The following is a 15,265-nucleotide window of genomic DNA, read 5'->3' on the forward strand; positions in this document are numbered from 1 at the left end:
GTTAAACAAAGTATTTTAAAAATGAAAATAGAAAAACGCTGGATTATTTCCTTTATCATGATAAGCATTGTTTGCATCACGGGTGCGTTTTGGCCTACAATGACCGAAAATAGTTATGTGTTGTCTGAATTTGGAACTACTGATCATATTGTTCCTGCCGATGTTGCCTGGATGCTGACTTCTTCTTGTTTGGTTTTGATCATGACGCCTGGATTGTCGTTCTTTTATGGCGGAATGGTAGGCAAGAAAAATGTAATCTCGACTATGCTTCAAAGTTTTATTTGTCTTGGAGTCGTGACACTTTTATGGGTTGTTGTGGCTTTTAGTCTTGCTTTTGGCGAACCGGTTGGTTTTGGTTCTGGCGATCATTTTTATAGTTTCTTCGGAAATCCTACCACTTTTGCATTTATGGATTATGTCGGCGTTTTGCCTCATAAAAAATTGGCGAGTACGATTCCGTTTATGCTTTTTGCTTTGTTCCAAATGAAATTTGCCATTATTGCTCCGGCAATTATCACAGGTTCATTTGCGGAGCGTGTTCGTTTTATATCTTATTTGATTTTCATCAGTTTATTTACGCTTTTTATATATGCTCCTTTATGTCATGCGGTTTGGTATCCAACCGGAATTTTAGGAAGTTATTTTGGAGTAAAAGATTTTGCCGGAGGAACAGTAGTACACATGAGTTCTGGTTTTGCAGCTTTAGCCGGAGTTATTGTTTTAGGAAAAAGAAAAAACAGTCAGCATATTCCAACTAATATTCCTTTTGTATTATTAGGAACTGGAATGCTTTGGTTTGGATGGTTTGGTTTTAACGCTGGTTCTGCGTTTGCTGCGAACGGAAATGCCGCTATGGCTTTTGCAACTACAACAACTTCATCTGCTGCAGCAATGTTAACCTGGATTTTCTTTGACAGAGTGAACGGAAGAAAAGTCTCTGCTCTAGGTGCCTGTATTGGTGCTGTTGTAGGTTTGGTTGCCATTACGCCTGCCGCAGGATATGTTTCTGTCCCAGAAAGTATGTTCTTCGGATTTGTAACGGCTTTGGTTTCTAACACGGCAGTAAATTGTAAATATTCAAAAAAATTCGACGATACGCTTGACGTTTTTGCCTGCCACGGTGTTGGTGGAATTATGGGAATGATTCTAACAGCTATTTTTGCTCATGGCGAAGACGCAAGTTTGCTTCACGGCGGATGGAATGTTTTCGGACATCATATGATGGCATTAGTTTTAGTTTCAATTTTTACTTTCTTCGGAGCTTATTTCTTGTTCAAAGTAACCAACTTTATTATTCCGCTGAGAGTTTCTGAAGAATCAGAACATATTGGTCTGGATTTGTCACAACACGATGAAACGCTTGACCCAAAAACAAAAGCAATTACAGAACCACATTACGGTTAAAAAATATTTTTTTCCGCCACAAATTCACGAATTTTCATTTTAAAATAATTCGTGAATTCGTGGCGGAAAACTTTTTAAACCTAATTACACTATTTTCATTCGTTTATATTCCTTAATTTTGCGGAAAATTTTTGTAAAAGTGGGAAGTAAAAATAAACTTAAAAGATTCAGAGAAAACGAAACATTTCAAAACGTTTTTCAACCAACCAGAGAAGAAGTTGTAGGCGATTTAATGCCTTTAAAAGGAAAATGGAATTCTGATTTCTTTAAAAATGATAATCCATTAGTTTTAGAATTAGGATGTGGAAAAGGAGAATACTCTGTTGGATTAGCTGAAAAATATCCTAACAAAAATTTTATCGGAATTGATATTAAAGGTGCTCGTTTCTGGAGAGGCGCTAAAACTGCTGTAGAAAACGGCCTTCATAATGTGGCTTTTGTTCGAACACAAATCGAATTGATCAATCATATTTTTGCTGAAAATGAAGTGGATGAAATCTGGATTACTTTCCCAGATCCGCAAATCAAATACAAAAGAACAAAACACAGAATGACGAATTCTGAATTTCTTCAATTGTATAAAAAAATCCTGAAAAAAGACGGTGTCGTAAACCTTAAAACCGACAGCGAATTCATGCACGGCTACACACTTGGATTGCTTCACGGAGAAGGCCACGAAGTTTTGTATGCCAATCATAACGTGTACAAAAACGAAGGAAGCCCTGAAGTTGTAACTTCAATTCAGACATTTTACGAAAAACAATATTTAGAAATTAACAAGGCAATTACGTATATTCGTTTCAAAATTAAAGACTAACTTTAATTTTGAAACCTTTATCTAACCGATTTAATAACTGAATGACCTACCTTACTCCATTACTTTCAGGTTTTATCGCCGCTGCTATTGGGACAATTCCGCCGGGATTACTCAATATGACTGCCGCCAAAATAAAAATGAAAGAAGGGAAAAAGAATGCTTTATCGTTTGTAATCGGTGCTGTTTTTGTCATTTTTTTTCAGGCATATGTCGCAGTATTATTTGCTCGTGTTATAGACAATCGGCCAGATGTTATAACGTTGTTACGTGAAGTTGGTTTTGTCATTTTTGCGATTTTAACCATTTACTTTTTGTTTATTGCCAAAGAGCCAATAACAAAGAAAAAAACGAAGATTAAAAAGAGCAGCAAAAAAAGCCGTTTCTTTCTCGGAATGTTACTTTCCGGACTGAATTTCTTTCCAATTCCATATTATGTTGTAGTAAGCGTAACTTTAGCTTCATACAATCTTTTTGTATTCGAAAACACCATAATTGTCACTTTTGTATTAGGTTCTGTCCTTGGCGCTTTTGGAATTTTATACAGTTATATTGCTTTCTTTGGAAGAATTGAAAAGAAAACCGATTACTTCATGCGCAATATGAATACTATTATCGGAACAATTACTGGTTTAGTGGCTGTTGCAACGCTTTTTAATATTCTGAATTATTATTTCGGTTAATTTTATAGCCACCGATTTCACAGATTAAAATGATTTTTTTACTTTGTGGCAAATATTTCTCCCGCAGATTTTACAGATTTAGCGGATTAATCATTCTTAATTTTTTATCTGCCTGATCTACAGAATCTGCGAGAAACTAAAATTTTACCGACCACAATATAATCATTTTAATCTGTAATCCCGATAGCTATCGGAAGTAGCAAAAAAAACAAAACTATGGCTGAAGAAAATTTTTTCGAAAGAGTTTATGCTGTTGCAAGACAAATTCCGTACGGAAAAGTAACTTCTTATGGTGCAATTGCAAAAGCTTTAGGAACTGCTCGTTCTGCCCGAATGGTCGGCTGGGCAATGAATGCTTGTCATAATATGGATGATGTTCCCGCGCACAGAGTCGTAAACCGAAAAGGCCTTTTGACAGGAAAACATCATTTTGACGGAACAAATTTAATGCAGCAACTTTTAGAAAATGAAGGCATTGAAGTTATTGACAACCAAATTATAGATTTCGAAAAACATTTTTGGCAACCTGAAGTGGAATTTTAATTTTTCTTTCTATAATAAAGCAACCACAATCTTGTCATTCCGAGGAACGAGGAATCTCCGCAATGAGAATCCAATCTTTGTCGAGCTACTTACGGAGATTCCTCGTTCCTCGGAATGACAAAAACGCGTGCATTGATCGACGCAAATTAAATCAAACAAATCACAAAACTTGTTCTATCTTCATCGGTTTGGTAGCTTAAATAGCCGCCATGCGCTTCGATAATGTTTTTTGAAAGTGTCAAACCAATTCCGGCGCCATCTTTTCTGGTGGTGAAAAACGGAAGAAAAACTTTGTCCTGAATTTCTGGAGCAATTCCTTTTCCGTTATCTGAAATCGAAATGAAAAAGCGATTGTTTTCCGTATAGCTCGAAACATACATTTTCTTTTCGGATTTTTCTTTTAACGCATGAATACTGTTGGTAATCAAATTAATAATTACTTGTTCCATTTGATTTTTATCAATCATAATCGAGCGCGAACTATGACTTTCATTAATCAATTCAATGTTTTCTGCTTTTAAAATCGGACTCATGATACGGAGGCAATCGTCGAAAAGCGCATTTATCGAAGTCATTTGTTTTGTTGGCGTTGGCAACATGGCCAATTTGCGATAGTTTTCAACAAAAACCTGCAAATGATCACTTCGATTTATTATTGTTGAAATACTGCTTTTGATGTCTTCAAAATCATCTTCTTCCAGTTTTTCCTGATCGACAATGTGGAGTAAATTCTGCGAAAGCGCACGAATTGGCGTCAAAGAATTCATTAATTCATGCGAAATAATTTTCATCAAATTGATCCAGGCTTCTTTTTCCTTTTTCTCAATAACGCGCTGAATACTGTCTAATAAAATGATAAAATATTCTCGATTATAACTTTGCGTTCGTGAAGTCTGAAGCATAAAAGTCTGCAAATCCTGCTCTTCAATTTTTATTGAAATAGCCGATTTCAACTCGCTGAAATCTGTTTTCTCTATTTCGAAACAAAGCGACGGAAGATAGTTTTTAAGGTATTTCCAATGACTCACTTTTGGCACTTTAAACAAATCTGAAAAACAGTCGTTCATCAAAAAAATATTCCAATCGTCATTTTCTTTTTCCAAAATCAAAGCGGCGCTTTCAATATTGTTCAAAAGTGAACGGTAAATCAATTCTTTCGAAATCTGTTCTTGTTGTTGCACTTTTAAAGTTTCATACAAAAGATAGAGACTTTCAAAATTGTCTTTTCTATTTTCTTCGGGGAAATTTGTAGTGAAATCATTCTGCAAAATCGAAAGCAAAGTTCTGTCATAAAACTGCAATTGATTTTTGACATAAAAATACATTTCGGCCAGCATTATAAAAACAAAAACACCGACCAAAATTGCGTTATAATAAAACATTTTATAAATCAGAAAAACGCAGAAAAAAAAGAGCATCATTACAAACAAAACTCTTACAAATAAAGCGTTATAAAATTTCCAGTTTTTCATATTTAAATTTTTATTGCCACTCCCGATAGCTATCGGGATAAAATGATTAAGATGATTTTTTTGATGTAATTCTCTCGCAGATTCTGCAGATTTGGCTGATTAAATTAAATTTCCTTTTTATCTGCTAAATCTGCAGAATCTGCGGGAAACTAAAAATTAAGACAAAGCAAAAATCCCTTTAATCTCTGCAATCTGTGGCAAAAAAATCTTTCTTCTTGGCTCTTGCTTCTTTCTTCTTAATTCTTCAAATCGTATTTTTCAATTCTTCTGTACAAAGCAGCTCTTGACAATCCTAATTCTTCGGCTGTTTTTGAAATATTTCCGTGATGTTTAAAAAGCGCTTTTTCGATTGCTGTTTTCTCCAATTCAGATAACGGATTTTCATCATTTTCCTGAATTTCTTCAAAATCCAAAATGTCAAGATCTTGAACCGAAATTGTATTGTTGTCTGCCAAAATCAGCGCGCGTTCAATCTTATTTTGCATTTCGCGAACATTTCCTTTCCAAGGATATTTTTCTAAATAAGGCGCAACATTATCAGCAAAAGTCCAATTATCCTGATTGTATTTTTCGGCAATCTGATCCAGAACAAAATTTGCCATCGGAACAATATCTTCTTTTCGCTCGCGCAAAGGCGGTAAATTGATTTCCATTGTATTAATTCGGTACAGCAAATCTTCTCTAAAAATTTTATTTTTTACCTCGGCTTTAATATCATTATTGGTTGCCGAAATAATTCGGACATTCAAAGGTCTTGCTTTGCTTTCTCCCAAACGCGTCACAGTTTTTGTCTGCAAAACGTGCAATAATTTGGATTGTAAATGAAGTGGAATATTCCCAATTTCGTCCAGAAAAATAGTTCCGTTTTGTGCATTTTCAAAACGTCCTGCCGTATCTGTTTTTGCATCAGTGAAAGCGCCTTTTGCATATCCAAAAAGTTCACTTTCAAACAAATTATCACTTAACGAACCTAAATCAACATGCACAAAAGGCTCATTTTTTCGATCTGAATTCTGATGAATAAATTCGGCAAAAACATATTTTCCGGTTCCATTTTCACCTAAAATCAACACATTTGCGTCGGTTCTTGCTACTTTTTCAGCAATTGAATATGCTTGTTTGATTTTTTGGGAAGTTCCGGTAAAATATCTTTTTTCGACTTTTTCAACAATCGGTTTTTTGTTGTTTTTTCGGCTTTCGGCGACAGCCTTATCAATTGTTTCGAGTAATTTTTCGTTGTTCCAAGGTTTCAAAACATAATCAAAAGCACCCATTTTGATTCCTTCAACAGCAGTATCAATTTTTCCAAAAGCAGTCATTAAAATCACGATTGTATTTGGAGAAAGGATTTTGATTTCTTTCAACCAATGAATTCCTTCGCGTCCATCTTCAAACCCAATTCGGTAATTCATGTCCAACAAAACCACATTTATTTCATTTTCACTTAAAGCCGTAATGATTTTTTTGGGACTATTTTCGGTAAAAATCGTTTCAAAATGTTTTTTGAGAATCATTTTTGCCGAAAAAAGAATTTCTTCCTGATCGTCAACAACTAATATTTGGGCTTGTTTTTTTCTCATGCTTTCTTTTTTTGTTCGATTTTGAACGGTCAACTGTTCATTATCGAACACTCTTTTTTTGGACTGTTTTCAGAACCTTCTTTAAAATCAATGCTTTACAAATAATAAATTTTGTGGCACAGTATTTACCTATTGGTAATCAGTAAATTATTTAAAAAATGGATAAGGTAATTCCTCGTAAAAATAGAAAATTTAGATATCTCACAATAGCAATTGGAGTTTTTTTAGTTTTGGCCGCAATCGTCTTTTTTTCGTTTAACACAAAAAGAAGTTTAAATGTAAAAGCCGAAGAGCTTTCGATCCAAAAAGTTGAAAAAGCTTTTTTTGAAGATTTTGTGGTTTTTCAGGCAAAAGTTGAGCCGCTCAACGTAATGCTTGTAAACGTTACAGAAGGAGGATCTGTAAAAGAGATTTTTGTTGAAAACGGTGCAATGGTAACTAAAGGACAATCTTTGGCACGTTTGTACAATCCAAACACAGAACTGAATTACTTGACTCAGGAAACTGCAATTATTGAGCAAATCAACAACTTAAATACTGGAAAACTGAACATCAGAAATCAGGAATTGAATTTAAATAAAGATTTGGTTTTGATCGAGCACGATTATAACGACGCCAAAAGATTATACGATATGAATTCGAAATTGTACGATAAAGATGTGATTTCGAAAAACGATTGGAATACTTTTAAAGAAAGTCTTCGTTTTCAGGAAGAAAGAAAAAGAACAATTCAACAGAGTATTCAGAAAGAAAAACAATCGAATCAAGTTCAGATTTCACAAATCAATCGTTCAATTCAGACCATGGAAAAAAGTTTGGATATTTTGAGAAACAACAAGAAAAACTTCTTAATCACCGCTCCGGAATCTGGCCGATTAACTTCATTTGAAGCTGTCTTAGGACAAAATTTTCAGGCAGGTCAAAGCATCGGAAAAATCGATTCAAAACGTGGTTACAAATTGGCTGCCGATGTTGATGAATTTTATTTGGAAAAAGTTCGCGAAGGTTTGAAAGGTCAGGTAGAATTTAAAGGAAAAAACCTTGAAGTTATTGTGACAAAAGTAATTCCGGAAGTAAAAGGCGGGCATTTTACAGTAGAATTGGCTTTTACATCTAAAGAAAATATCACTTTGCAAGACGGACTTAGTTTTGGTGTAAAACTGATTTTATCTGAAAGAAATAAAATATTAGTACTACCAAAAGGAAGCTTTAATCAGGAAACTGCAGGGAAATGGATTTTTGTAACAAAAGGAAATAAAGCCGAAAGAAGAAACATAAAATTAGGCAGAGAAAATCCTTCCTATTATGAAGTTCTGGAAGGATTAAAAGAAGGCGAATCTGTAATCACTTCATCATATACAGATTATAAGGATATTGAGGAGCTTTCAATTCAATCGGAGTAATCCGTTTTCAGTCGCAGTTTAAAATTTACAATCAATAATCAACAATTATAAAAGTTTCAATCATCAATCAAAAAACGTATTAACAACATTTAACACCTTTACAAAAAATGATAACAATTCAAAATTTAACCAAAGTTTTTAGAACAGAAGAAGTAGAAACATCAGCATTGAGCGGTATTTCTTTAGAAATTAAAAAAGGTGATTTTTTAACTATCATGGGGCCTTCAGGTTGTGGAAAATCGACTTTATTAAACATCATCGGGCTTTTAGACAGCGCTACTGATGGAAGTTATAAATTATTAGATCAGGAAATGATTGGCCTTAAAGAAAAAGGAAGAGCGCAGGTTCGCAAAGAAAATATCGGGTTCATTTTTCAGAATTTCAACTTAATTGATGAACTTTCTGTTTATGACAATATCGAATTGCCTTTGCTTTACAACAACGTAAAAGCATCGGAAAGAAAACAAAAAATCGAAGCTATTGCCGAGAAATTGAATATTTCACATCGTTTGAAACATTTTCCACAACAGCTTTCTGGAGGTCAACAACAAAGAGTTGCCGTTGCAAGAGCTTTGGTTAACGATCCAAAAATCATTCTTGCCGATGAGCCAACAGGAAACTTAGACAGTAAAAACGGTAATGAAGTAATGGAACTTTTAACCGATTTGCACGCAAAAGGCGCAACAATTTTGATGGTAACCCACTCTGATTACGATGCTTCATTCTCGCAAAGAACCATTCATATGAAAGATGGTGTGATATTCTCTGAAAAATTAAACCAGAGAAATGTAGATGTTTTTATGGACGCTAAATAAAAAAAAGATGGTAAAATTTATCGTAGCAGCAATTGTAATTCTGGTAGAATTCGTCTGCAAAATATGGGCTTTGATTTAAAAAAATAATCGGGTTTTAGAAAACCTAAATAACTACAAAACACAAATACCATGATTTCTAACTGGTTTAAAATATTTATTTATCATTTGAAGCAAAACAAAATGTTTTCGTTTTTGAATGTTTTAGGATTAAGCATTGGGGTTGCCAGCGTAATCTTTGCGATTTTGTATTGGAACAATGAACATGCTTATGATCAATGGAATCCGAACAAAGAGAACGCTTATATGGTCTTGAACAAAATTGGCGCAACAGGTGATACTTGGGGTTCAAACTCGATTCCGTTTGGAGAAACCTGCAAAGCGACAATTCCTGAAGTCGAAAAAATCTGCTTCTTTAACACTTGGTATGACGAGGATATCATCAAATATCAAGGCCAAAAATTGATGGCGAAAAAGATTACCGTAAGTGACGAAAATTTCTTTGATTTTTTCCCTTTCGAAATCCTAAAAGGCGCTAAAACCAATATTTTAAAAGAAAAAAACAGCGTTGCACTCTCTGAAGAACAAGCAAAATTGATTTTTAAAGACGAAGATCCTATTGGAAAAGCGATCACATACAATACCGGAACGTATACTGTAAAAGCTGTTTATCGCATTATTTCGCCTTCGTCAATGGAGCCAAATTATGTTTTTAGCGGTGTAAAACGTGAAAATGACATTAACAGTTGGGGAAATTTCAATTACGGTTTATTAGTAAAGATCAAAAAAGGTGCTGATCCGGTTGCTGTTTTGAAGAAAATGCAAAACGTAAATTACGTAAACCGAACTTTAAAAGATGCCAAAGAAAACGGTCAGACTCCAGAACAATATGTAAAAGAAAATGGCGAAATCACAGTTATTTTAGACCAAATGCAAATGTCTCGTTTGCACGGAACAAAAAGTTCGGCAGGACAAAATTTTCCTGAAGGTGTAGGGAATTTAAAATTGCTTTATATCATGGCCGGTTTGTCTATTTTGATTTTGGTTTTATCATTGGTAAACTACATCAATTTAGCGACTGCATCGGCAATCAAACGTGCTAAAGAAGTTGGTGTACGCAAAATTGTGGGTGCTACCAAAAACCAAATTATTACTCAATTTATATTTGAAACTGCAATAATTGTTGTACTTGCCATAGTGTTTGCACTTGCAATTGTAGAGCTTTCGTTGCCGTATTATAATACATTTTTGAAGAAGACTTTAACCATGAATGGGAGCGAATTTTACCTGCAACTTATTATGATTTTTGGATTAGTAATCATTCTTGCAGGTATTTTCCCAGCCATTTATATTTCAAATTTTGAGACTTTAAAAGTACTTAAAGGGAACTTTTCTAGAAGTAAAAGCGGTATCTGGATTCGAAATTCAATGCTTATTTTTCAATTCGGAATCGCAGCTTTTTTTATCATTGGTGCTTTGATTGTCAATTCGCAGGTGAATTATATGATGAACAAAGATCTTGGTTTTAGCGGAGATCAGGTAATTTCGATTCCGTACAACAAACCAGACAGACAAAAAAGAACACAGCAATATGGTGTTGATAAACCAGAAATCAAAAAAATACCAGGAGTTTTAGACGTTACTACATTTGCAGGAAGTTTTGGTGGAAGCACAAATTCAAGTTCTGGATTTACGCATAACGGAATTTTTGTTCAGCCAAGAAATGCAGAAATAGATTTTGGTTTTCTGGAAATGATGAAAATCAAAATTGTTGAAGGGCGTGATTTATCTCCAAAATTTGCTTCTGACACCGTGAGCAGTATGTTGATTAATGAAACTTTGGCCAAAACTTTGAATTTAAAAAACCCAATAAACACCATAATTACTTCGGGTTGGTCTAAAAACGATAGTGGGAATTTGAAATTTAAAATCGTAGGTGTCGTTAAAGATTTTCATATTACAGGTTTACAAAATAAAGTTCCTCCGATGGTTTTTATAAACATCAAAACATTGGGATGGAACAACTTCAATAATATTTTTGTAAAAGTATCGCCGAATAATTTAACAGAAACGTTAGAAAAATTGAAATCATACTGGGCAAAAAACGTAAATCCAGACTATCCTTTTGAATATGAATTTGTTAACAAAGGATTTGCAAGAACGTATCAGGAACAGATTAAACAAAAAAACCTGTTTTTCATTCTAAATTTGGTTGTAATTATAATTGCCGTGTTCGGATTGTTTGCTTTGGCATCATTTTCGATGGAGAGAAGACTGAAAGAAATTGCAATTAGAAAAACGCTAGGCGCAGAAACTGACATTTTGCTTAAAGAATTATCTAAACAATATGTCTTATTCTGTTTGCTTGGATTTGGAATCGGAATCGGTCCTGCTTATATTTTATTACAAAAATGGCTTGAAGATTACGCATTTAGAATCAACATTTCGACTTTGCCATTTTCAATCGCATTAGTTTCATTACTGTTTTTAACTTTGCTGATTGTTTTAACAAAAGCCTATCAAGTAACTAAAATCGATGTTTTGAAATACCTAAAATACGAATAACTTGTAGACCATTTTTTTTAAGAAACCCACCAAATCAAATCTTGGTGGGTTTCTTTTTTCTATTTTTAAATGAAATTCTTTGCTTCTCTAATCTAAAAATTGTTTCTAATTATTTTCTCCTTTCCTCCCTCTCTTTCAAAAAATCACAACTCCATCATTTTGAATAATTTCAATATCAATAAATACGATTCAAAAAAAGTAAGAATCCGAACTTAATCTGTTATCTTTGCACTCTGAAACAAGTTTAAATAAACATAGTACTTAGATAAGTTTCATCATTAGAAAACACCTACATTAAAAATGAAATTAGATAGAAAAGAAATTCTTAAAGCTTTAGAAACCATTACTATAGCTGGAGAAGGAAAAAATATGGTTGAAAGCGGTGCTGTTGCCAACGTGATTACATTTGGCGATGAAGTTGTAGTTGATTTAGTACTTCATACACCTGCAATGCACATCAAAAAAAGAGCAGAAGACGATGTTAAAAAAACAATTCACGAATTGATCTCTGCCGATGCAAAAATCAAAGTAAATATTAAAGTCGAAGTTCCTGAAAAAGTCGAAATCAAAGGTCGTGCTATTCCGGGAATCAAAAATATTATTGCCGTTGCTTCTGGAAAAGGAGGAGTTGGAAAATCAACTGTTACTGCAAATCTTGCTGTAACACTTGCAAAAATGGGATTCAAGGTTGGAATTTTAGATGCTGATATCTACGGACCTTCGATGCCAATTATGTTTGACGTTGAAAACGAAAAACCAATTTCGATTACAGTTGACGGAAAATCTAAAATGAAACCAGTTGAAAGTTATGAAATCAAAATACTTTCTATTGGATTTTTTACTGCACCAAGCCAGGCTGTAATTTGGAGAGGACCAATGGCAGCAAAAGCTTTAAACCAAATGCTTTTTGATGCTGATTGGGGAGAACTTGATTTCATGCTTCTTGATTTACCTCCAGGAACAGGAGACATTCACCTTTCTATCATGCAGTCACTTCCTATCACAGGTGCTGTTGTGGTAAGTACACCACAAGCTGTTGCACTTGCCGATGCTAAAAAAGGAGTAGCAATGTTCATGCAAGACAATATCAATGTTCCTGTTTTAGGAATTGTTGAAAACATGGCTTACTTTACACCAGAAGAATTACCAAATAATAAATATTATATCTTTGGACAAGAAGGAGCAAAAAATCTTGCTGCTGACTTAGATGTACCATTTTTAGGTGAAGTTCCAATTGTACAATCTATTCGTGAAGCAGGAGATTACGGTCGTCCGGCAGCTTTACAAACAGCTTCAGTAATTGAAACTGTTTTTGAAGAAATCACTCGAAATGTTGTACAGGAAACAGTAAACAGAAACGAAAGCTTACCAGCAACAGAAGCCATTAAAATTACAACTATGGCAGGATGTTCAGCAGTGAAAAAGAATTAGATAATTGAGATAATGAGATAATTAGATAATTTTTTTAATTTTCTAATTGACACATTCTCTAATTGACACATTAATATTATGACAACAGAAGAGTTAACAAATAATGTTTTATTGGCTTTAGACGAAATAAGGCCATTTTTAAAATCTGACGGCGGAGATATTACGCTAGTTTCGATTGACGAAGATAAGCATGTAAAAGTTCGTCTTGAAGGCGCATGCATTAGCTGCAGCGTGAATCAAATGACTTTGAAAGCAGGAGTTGAAACTACAATTAAAAAATATGCACCACAAATTGAAACTGTGGTGAATATCATGTAGTGAATCCTTTTTTCTCAGCATTTGCGATTTTTGATTATTAACAAGAATAGTATTTCTTTTGCGTGTTTTTCTTGGTTTTCTTAATAAAAACATTCAAAATTAAATCGAATATTGCATATTTAACAAAAAACAACATGAAGATTTAAGAGTTTTAGTTGCGTTGTTTTTACTTATTTAACTTAAATTTGTAAAATAACCCTAAATCTTAAATTTATGAAACACTATTACACTTTATTTTTATTGTTGTTTTTTGTATCGGTAAATTATGCTCAGCAAGCACAAACTTTAATTGTTGACAAGGCTTGGGTAAATGAAGCAGAAGAATGGTCGGATTTTAAATTTTCAGGACAAATCGTTTTCAACACTAGCACGACTAATGAAGAAGGCAGTTTAAGAATTGGAAATTATGATTTTTTATACGATTTTGCCGAAGGGAAAGCGAAATTTGCTAATAAAGCAACTTACAGCACAGCTGAATTTTCACATCCAAGAAAAGTTTCTGTAACAACAGACAAACAAGGGGTTGTAAATTCTACATACGAAGGAACATTGATCTTTCAAGGTGACAGAGATTATTATTCTGTCATTGCTGTAGTAACGCTGCTTGAAAAAGGTGGCACTACGCTGGGGGTAAAAATGCATCTTAAAGATAATGCACAAAAAGAATACGCATTTAGCATAAAACCAACAAGTTAAAATAAACCAGGATTTTTTCACGTTATAAAATCCTACATTAAAATTCCCATAATAAAAATGGATGTATTAATAAAGATTAAGGATCGAGAAGGAGTTATTCATGAATTACAGGCTCCTACTGATATGGCAATGAATATAATGGAGTTATGCAAAGCATACGAACTTCCTGTTGAAGGAACCTGTGGCGGAATGGCCATGTGTGCTTCTTGTCAGTGTTATGTTCTAAATGATATTGCATTACCTGAAATGGGAGATGAAGAAGAAGCCATGCTTTCAGAAGCATTTTATGTTAAATCGAATAGTCGTTTAGGCTGTCAGATACCAATTACTACAGATTTAGAAGGACTGGAATTAGAACTTGCTCCGGAATATTAATATTTAGAAAGGCGAAAATCAATGATTTTCGCCTTTTTCTTTTCAATTATAAATTCAATCAAAAAAGCCGTAACTGCATTGCTGCAATTACGGCTTTTTCTTTATAACAATTTTCTTTAATCTCTCAGATTTATACCAATCCAGCCTGAATTAAATATTCAGCAATTTGGATTGTATTTGTTGCAGCACCTTTTCTTAAGTTATCAGCAACGATCCACATGTTTAATGTGTTTGGCTGGCTTTCATCACGACGGATTCTTCCAACAAAAACATCATTTTTACCTTCAGCATATAATGGCATTGGATAAGTGAATGTATCTAAATTATCCTGCACTACTACTCCATCAGTATGGTGCAAAATTTCACGAACTTCGTTCACATCGAAATCATTTGTAAACTCAACGTTTACAGCCTCGCTGTGTCCGCCAACAACTGGTACACGAACTGCAGTAGCCGTAACTCTAATAGTGTTGTCTCCAAGGATTTTTTGAGTTTCACGAACTAATTTCATTTCTTCCTTAGTATATCCGTTTTCTTCAAAACTGTCGCAATGTGGAATCGCATTTCTGTGAATTGGATATTTGTAAGCCATATCACCTTGAATTCCTGCGTACTCGTTTTCTAATTGTTTTACCGCTTTTACACCAGTTCCTGTGATTGATTGGTAAGTAGAAACAATAATTCTTTTAACGTTGTATTTTTTATGCAAAGGTGCCAATGCTAATACCATTTGAATAGTAGAGCAGTTTGGGTTTGCAATAATTTTATCTTCTTTAGTTAAAACAGAAGCGTTGATTTCAGGAACTACTAATTTCTTAGTTGGATCCATTCTCCATGCTGATGAGTTGTCGATAACAGTTGTTCCGGCGGCAGCAAATTTTGGAGCCCATTCTAATGAAGTATCTCCTCCGGCAGAAAAAACTGCGATATCAGCTTTCATATCTACAGCAGTCTGTAAACCAACAACTTTATATTTTGTTCCTTTATATTCAATTTCTTTTCCTACTGATCTTTCTGATGCAACAGGAATTAATTCTGTAACAGGAAAATTTCTTTCTGCTAAAACTTTAAGCATTACTTCGCCAACCATTCCGGTAGCACCTACAACTGCAATTCTCATTTTTATATTTTTAAATAATTCTATAATCAAATTTGTAATGCAAAAATAA

The 15,265-nt window shown here is 33.9% G+C and carries 14 protein-coding genes; 11 read left to right on the forward strand and 3 right to left on the reverse strand.

What is annotated here, in order from left to right; all coding sequences use genetic code 11:
* The first annotated feature begins 21 nt into the window (after window positions 1-21).
* From ACNFIH_RS11085 to ACNFIH_RS11100, 4 genes are all read left to right on the forward strand, one after another.
* Window positions 22-1,404 carry an ammonium transporter gene (locus tag ACNFIH_RS11085; RefSeq protein ID WP_426486665.1) on the forward strand — a complete coding sequence of 461 codons (1,383 nt, stop codon included), beginning with the start codon at window positions 22-24 and terminating at the stop codon, window positions 1,402-1,404.
* Between the two features lie 139 nt (window positions 1,405-1,543).
* Window positions 1,544-2,221, forward strand: a complete 678-nt coding sequence (gene trmB / locus ACNFIH_RS11090) for a tRNA (guanosine(46)-N7)-methyltransferase TrmB (protein WP_035646021.1) — start codon at window positions 1,544-1,546, stop codon at window positions 2,219-2,221.
* 41 nt (window positions 2,222-2,262) lie between these two features.
* Window positions 2,263-2,901 (forward strand): LysE family transporter, encoded by a 639-nt coding sequence (locus tag ACNFIH_RS11095; RefSeq protein ID WP_426486666.1) that lies wholly within the window; start codon window positions 2,263-2,265, stop codon window positions 2,899-2,901.
* Window positions 2,902-3,117: 216 nt separating this feature from the next.
* Complete coding sequence (locus ACNFIH_RS11100) at window positions 3,118-3,444, forward strand: MGMT family protein (RefSeq protein ID WP_426486667.1); 327 nt, start codon at window positions 3,118-3,120, stop codon at window positions 3,442-3,444.
* 146 nt (window positions 3,445-3,590) lie between these two features.
* Here ACNFIH_RS11100 and ACNFIH_RS11105 read toward each other — a convergent pair whose 3' ends face one another.
* Both ACNFIH_RS11105 and ACNFIH_RS11110 read right to left on the reverse strand, forming a co-directional pair.
* Window positions 3,591-4,916 (reverse strand): sensor histidine kinase, encoded by a 1,326-nt coding sequence (locus ACNFIH_RS11105; protein ID WP_142450122.1) that lies wholly within the window; start codon window positions 4,914-4,916, stop codon window positions 3,591-3,593.
* A 236-nt stretch (window positions 4,917-5,152) separates the two neighbouring features.
* Entirely contained in the window at window positions 5,153-6,496 is a 1,344-nt protein-coding gene (locus ACNFIH_RS11110; protein ID WP_426486668.1) for a sigma-54-dependent transcriptional regulator, read from the reverse strand.
* 158 nt (window positions 6,497-6,654) lie between these two features.
* On the opposite strand from ACNFIH_RS11110, the gene ACNFIH_RS11115 reads away from it, so the two are divergent.
* The 7 genes from ACNFIH_RS11115 to ACNFIH_RS11145 all read left to right on the forward strand — a co-directional run bounded on the left by ACNFIH_RS11115 (window position 6,655) and on the right by ACNFIH_RS11145 (window position 14,096).
* On the forward strand, window positions 6,655-7,899 hold the full coding sequence (locus ACNFIH_RS11115; RefSeq protein WP_426486669.1) for an efflux RND transporter periplasmic adaptor subunit: 1,245 nt from the start codon (window positions 6,655-6,657) through the stop codon (window positions 7,897-7,899).
* 107 nt (window positions 7,900-8,006) lie between these two features.
* On the forward strand, window positions 8,007-8,714 hold the full coding sequence (locus ACNFIH_RS11120; protein ID WP_026727034.1) for an ABC transporter ATP-binding protein: 708 nt from the start codon (window positions 8,007-8,009) through the stop codon (window positions 8,712-8,714).
* Between the two features lie 129 nt (window positions 8,715-8,843).
* The gene (locus ACNFIH_RS11125) at window positions 8,844-11,276 is read left to right on the forward strand and encodes an ABC transporter permease (protein ID WP_426486670.1); all 2,433 of its coding nucleotides are present in this window, start codon (window positions 8,844-8,846) and stop codon (window positions 11,274-11,276) included.
* A gap of 300 nt (window positions 11,277-11,576) precedes the next feature.
* Window positions 11,577-12,707, forward strand: a complete 1,131-nt coding sequence (locus tag ACNFIH_RS11130; RefSeq protein WP_426486671.1) for a P-loop NTPase — start codon at window positions 11,577-11,579, stop codon at window positions 12,705-12,707.
* Window positions 12,708-12,785: 78 nt separating this feature from the next.
* On the forward strand, window positions 12,786-13,025 hold the full coding sequence (locus tag ACNFIH_RS11135; protein ID WP_035646036.1) for a NifU family protein: 240 nt from the start codon (window positions 12,786-12,788) through the stop codon (window positions 13,023-13,025).
* Window positions 13,026-13,238: 213 nt separating this feature from the next.
* Window positions 13,239-13,721, forward strand: coding sequence for a hypothetical protein (locus ACNFIH_RS11140; protein ID WP_426486672.1), 483 nt, complete (start codon window positions 13,239-13,241; stop codon window positions 13,719-13,721).
* A gap of 57 nt (window positions 13,722-13,778) precedes the next feature.
* Complete coding sequence (locus ACNFIH_RS11145) at window positions 13,779-14,096, forward strand: 2Fe-2S iron-sulfur cluster-binding protein (RefSeq protein WP_035646041.1); 318 nt, start codon at window positions 13,779-13,781, stop codon at window positions 14,094-14,096.
* Window positions 14,097-14,226: 130 nt separating this feature from the next.
* Here ACNFIH_RS11145 and ACNFIH_RS11150 read toward each other — a convergent pair whose 3' ends face one another.
* Window positions 14,227-15,216: an aspartate-semialdehyde dehydrogenase gene (locus ACNFIH_RS11150; protein ID WP_142450113.1), complete on the reverse strand. Its 990-nt coding sequence runs from the start codon at window positions 15,214-15,216 to the stop codon at window positions 14,227-14,229.
* Window positions 15,217-15,265: the final 49 nt, after the last annotated feature.

Origin of the sequence: Flavobacterium sp. 2 (assembly GCF_049949195.1) — a bacterium.
GTDB lineage: Bacteria > Bacteroidota > Bacteroidia > Flavobacteriales > Flavobacteriaceae > Flavobacterium.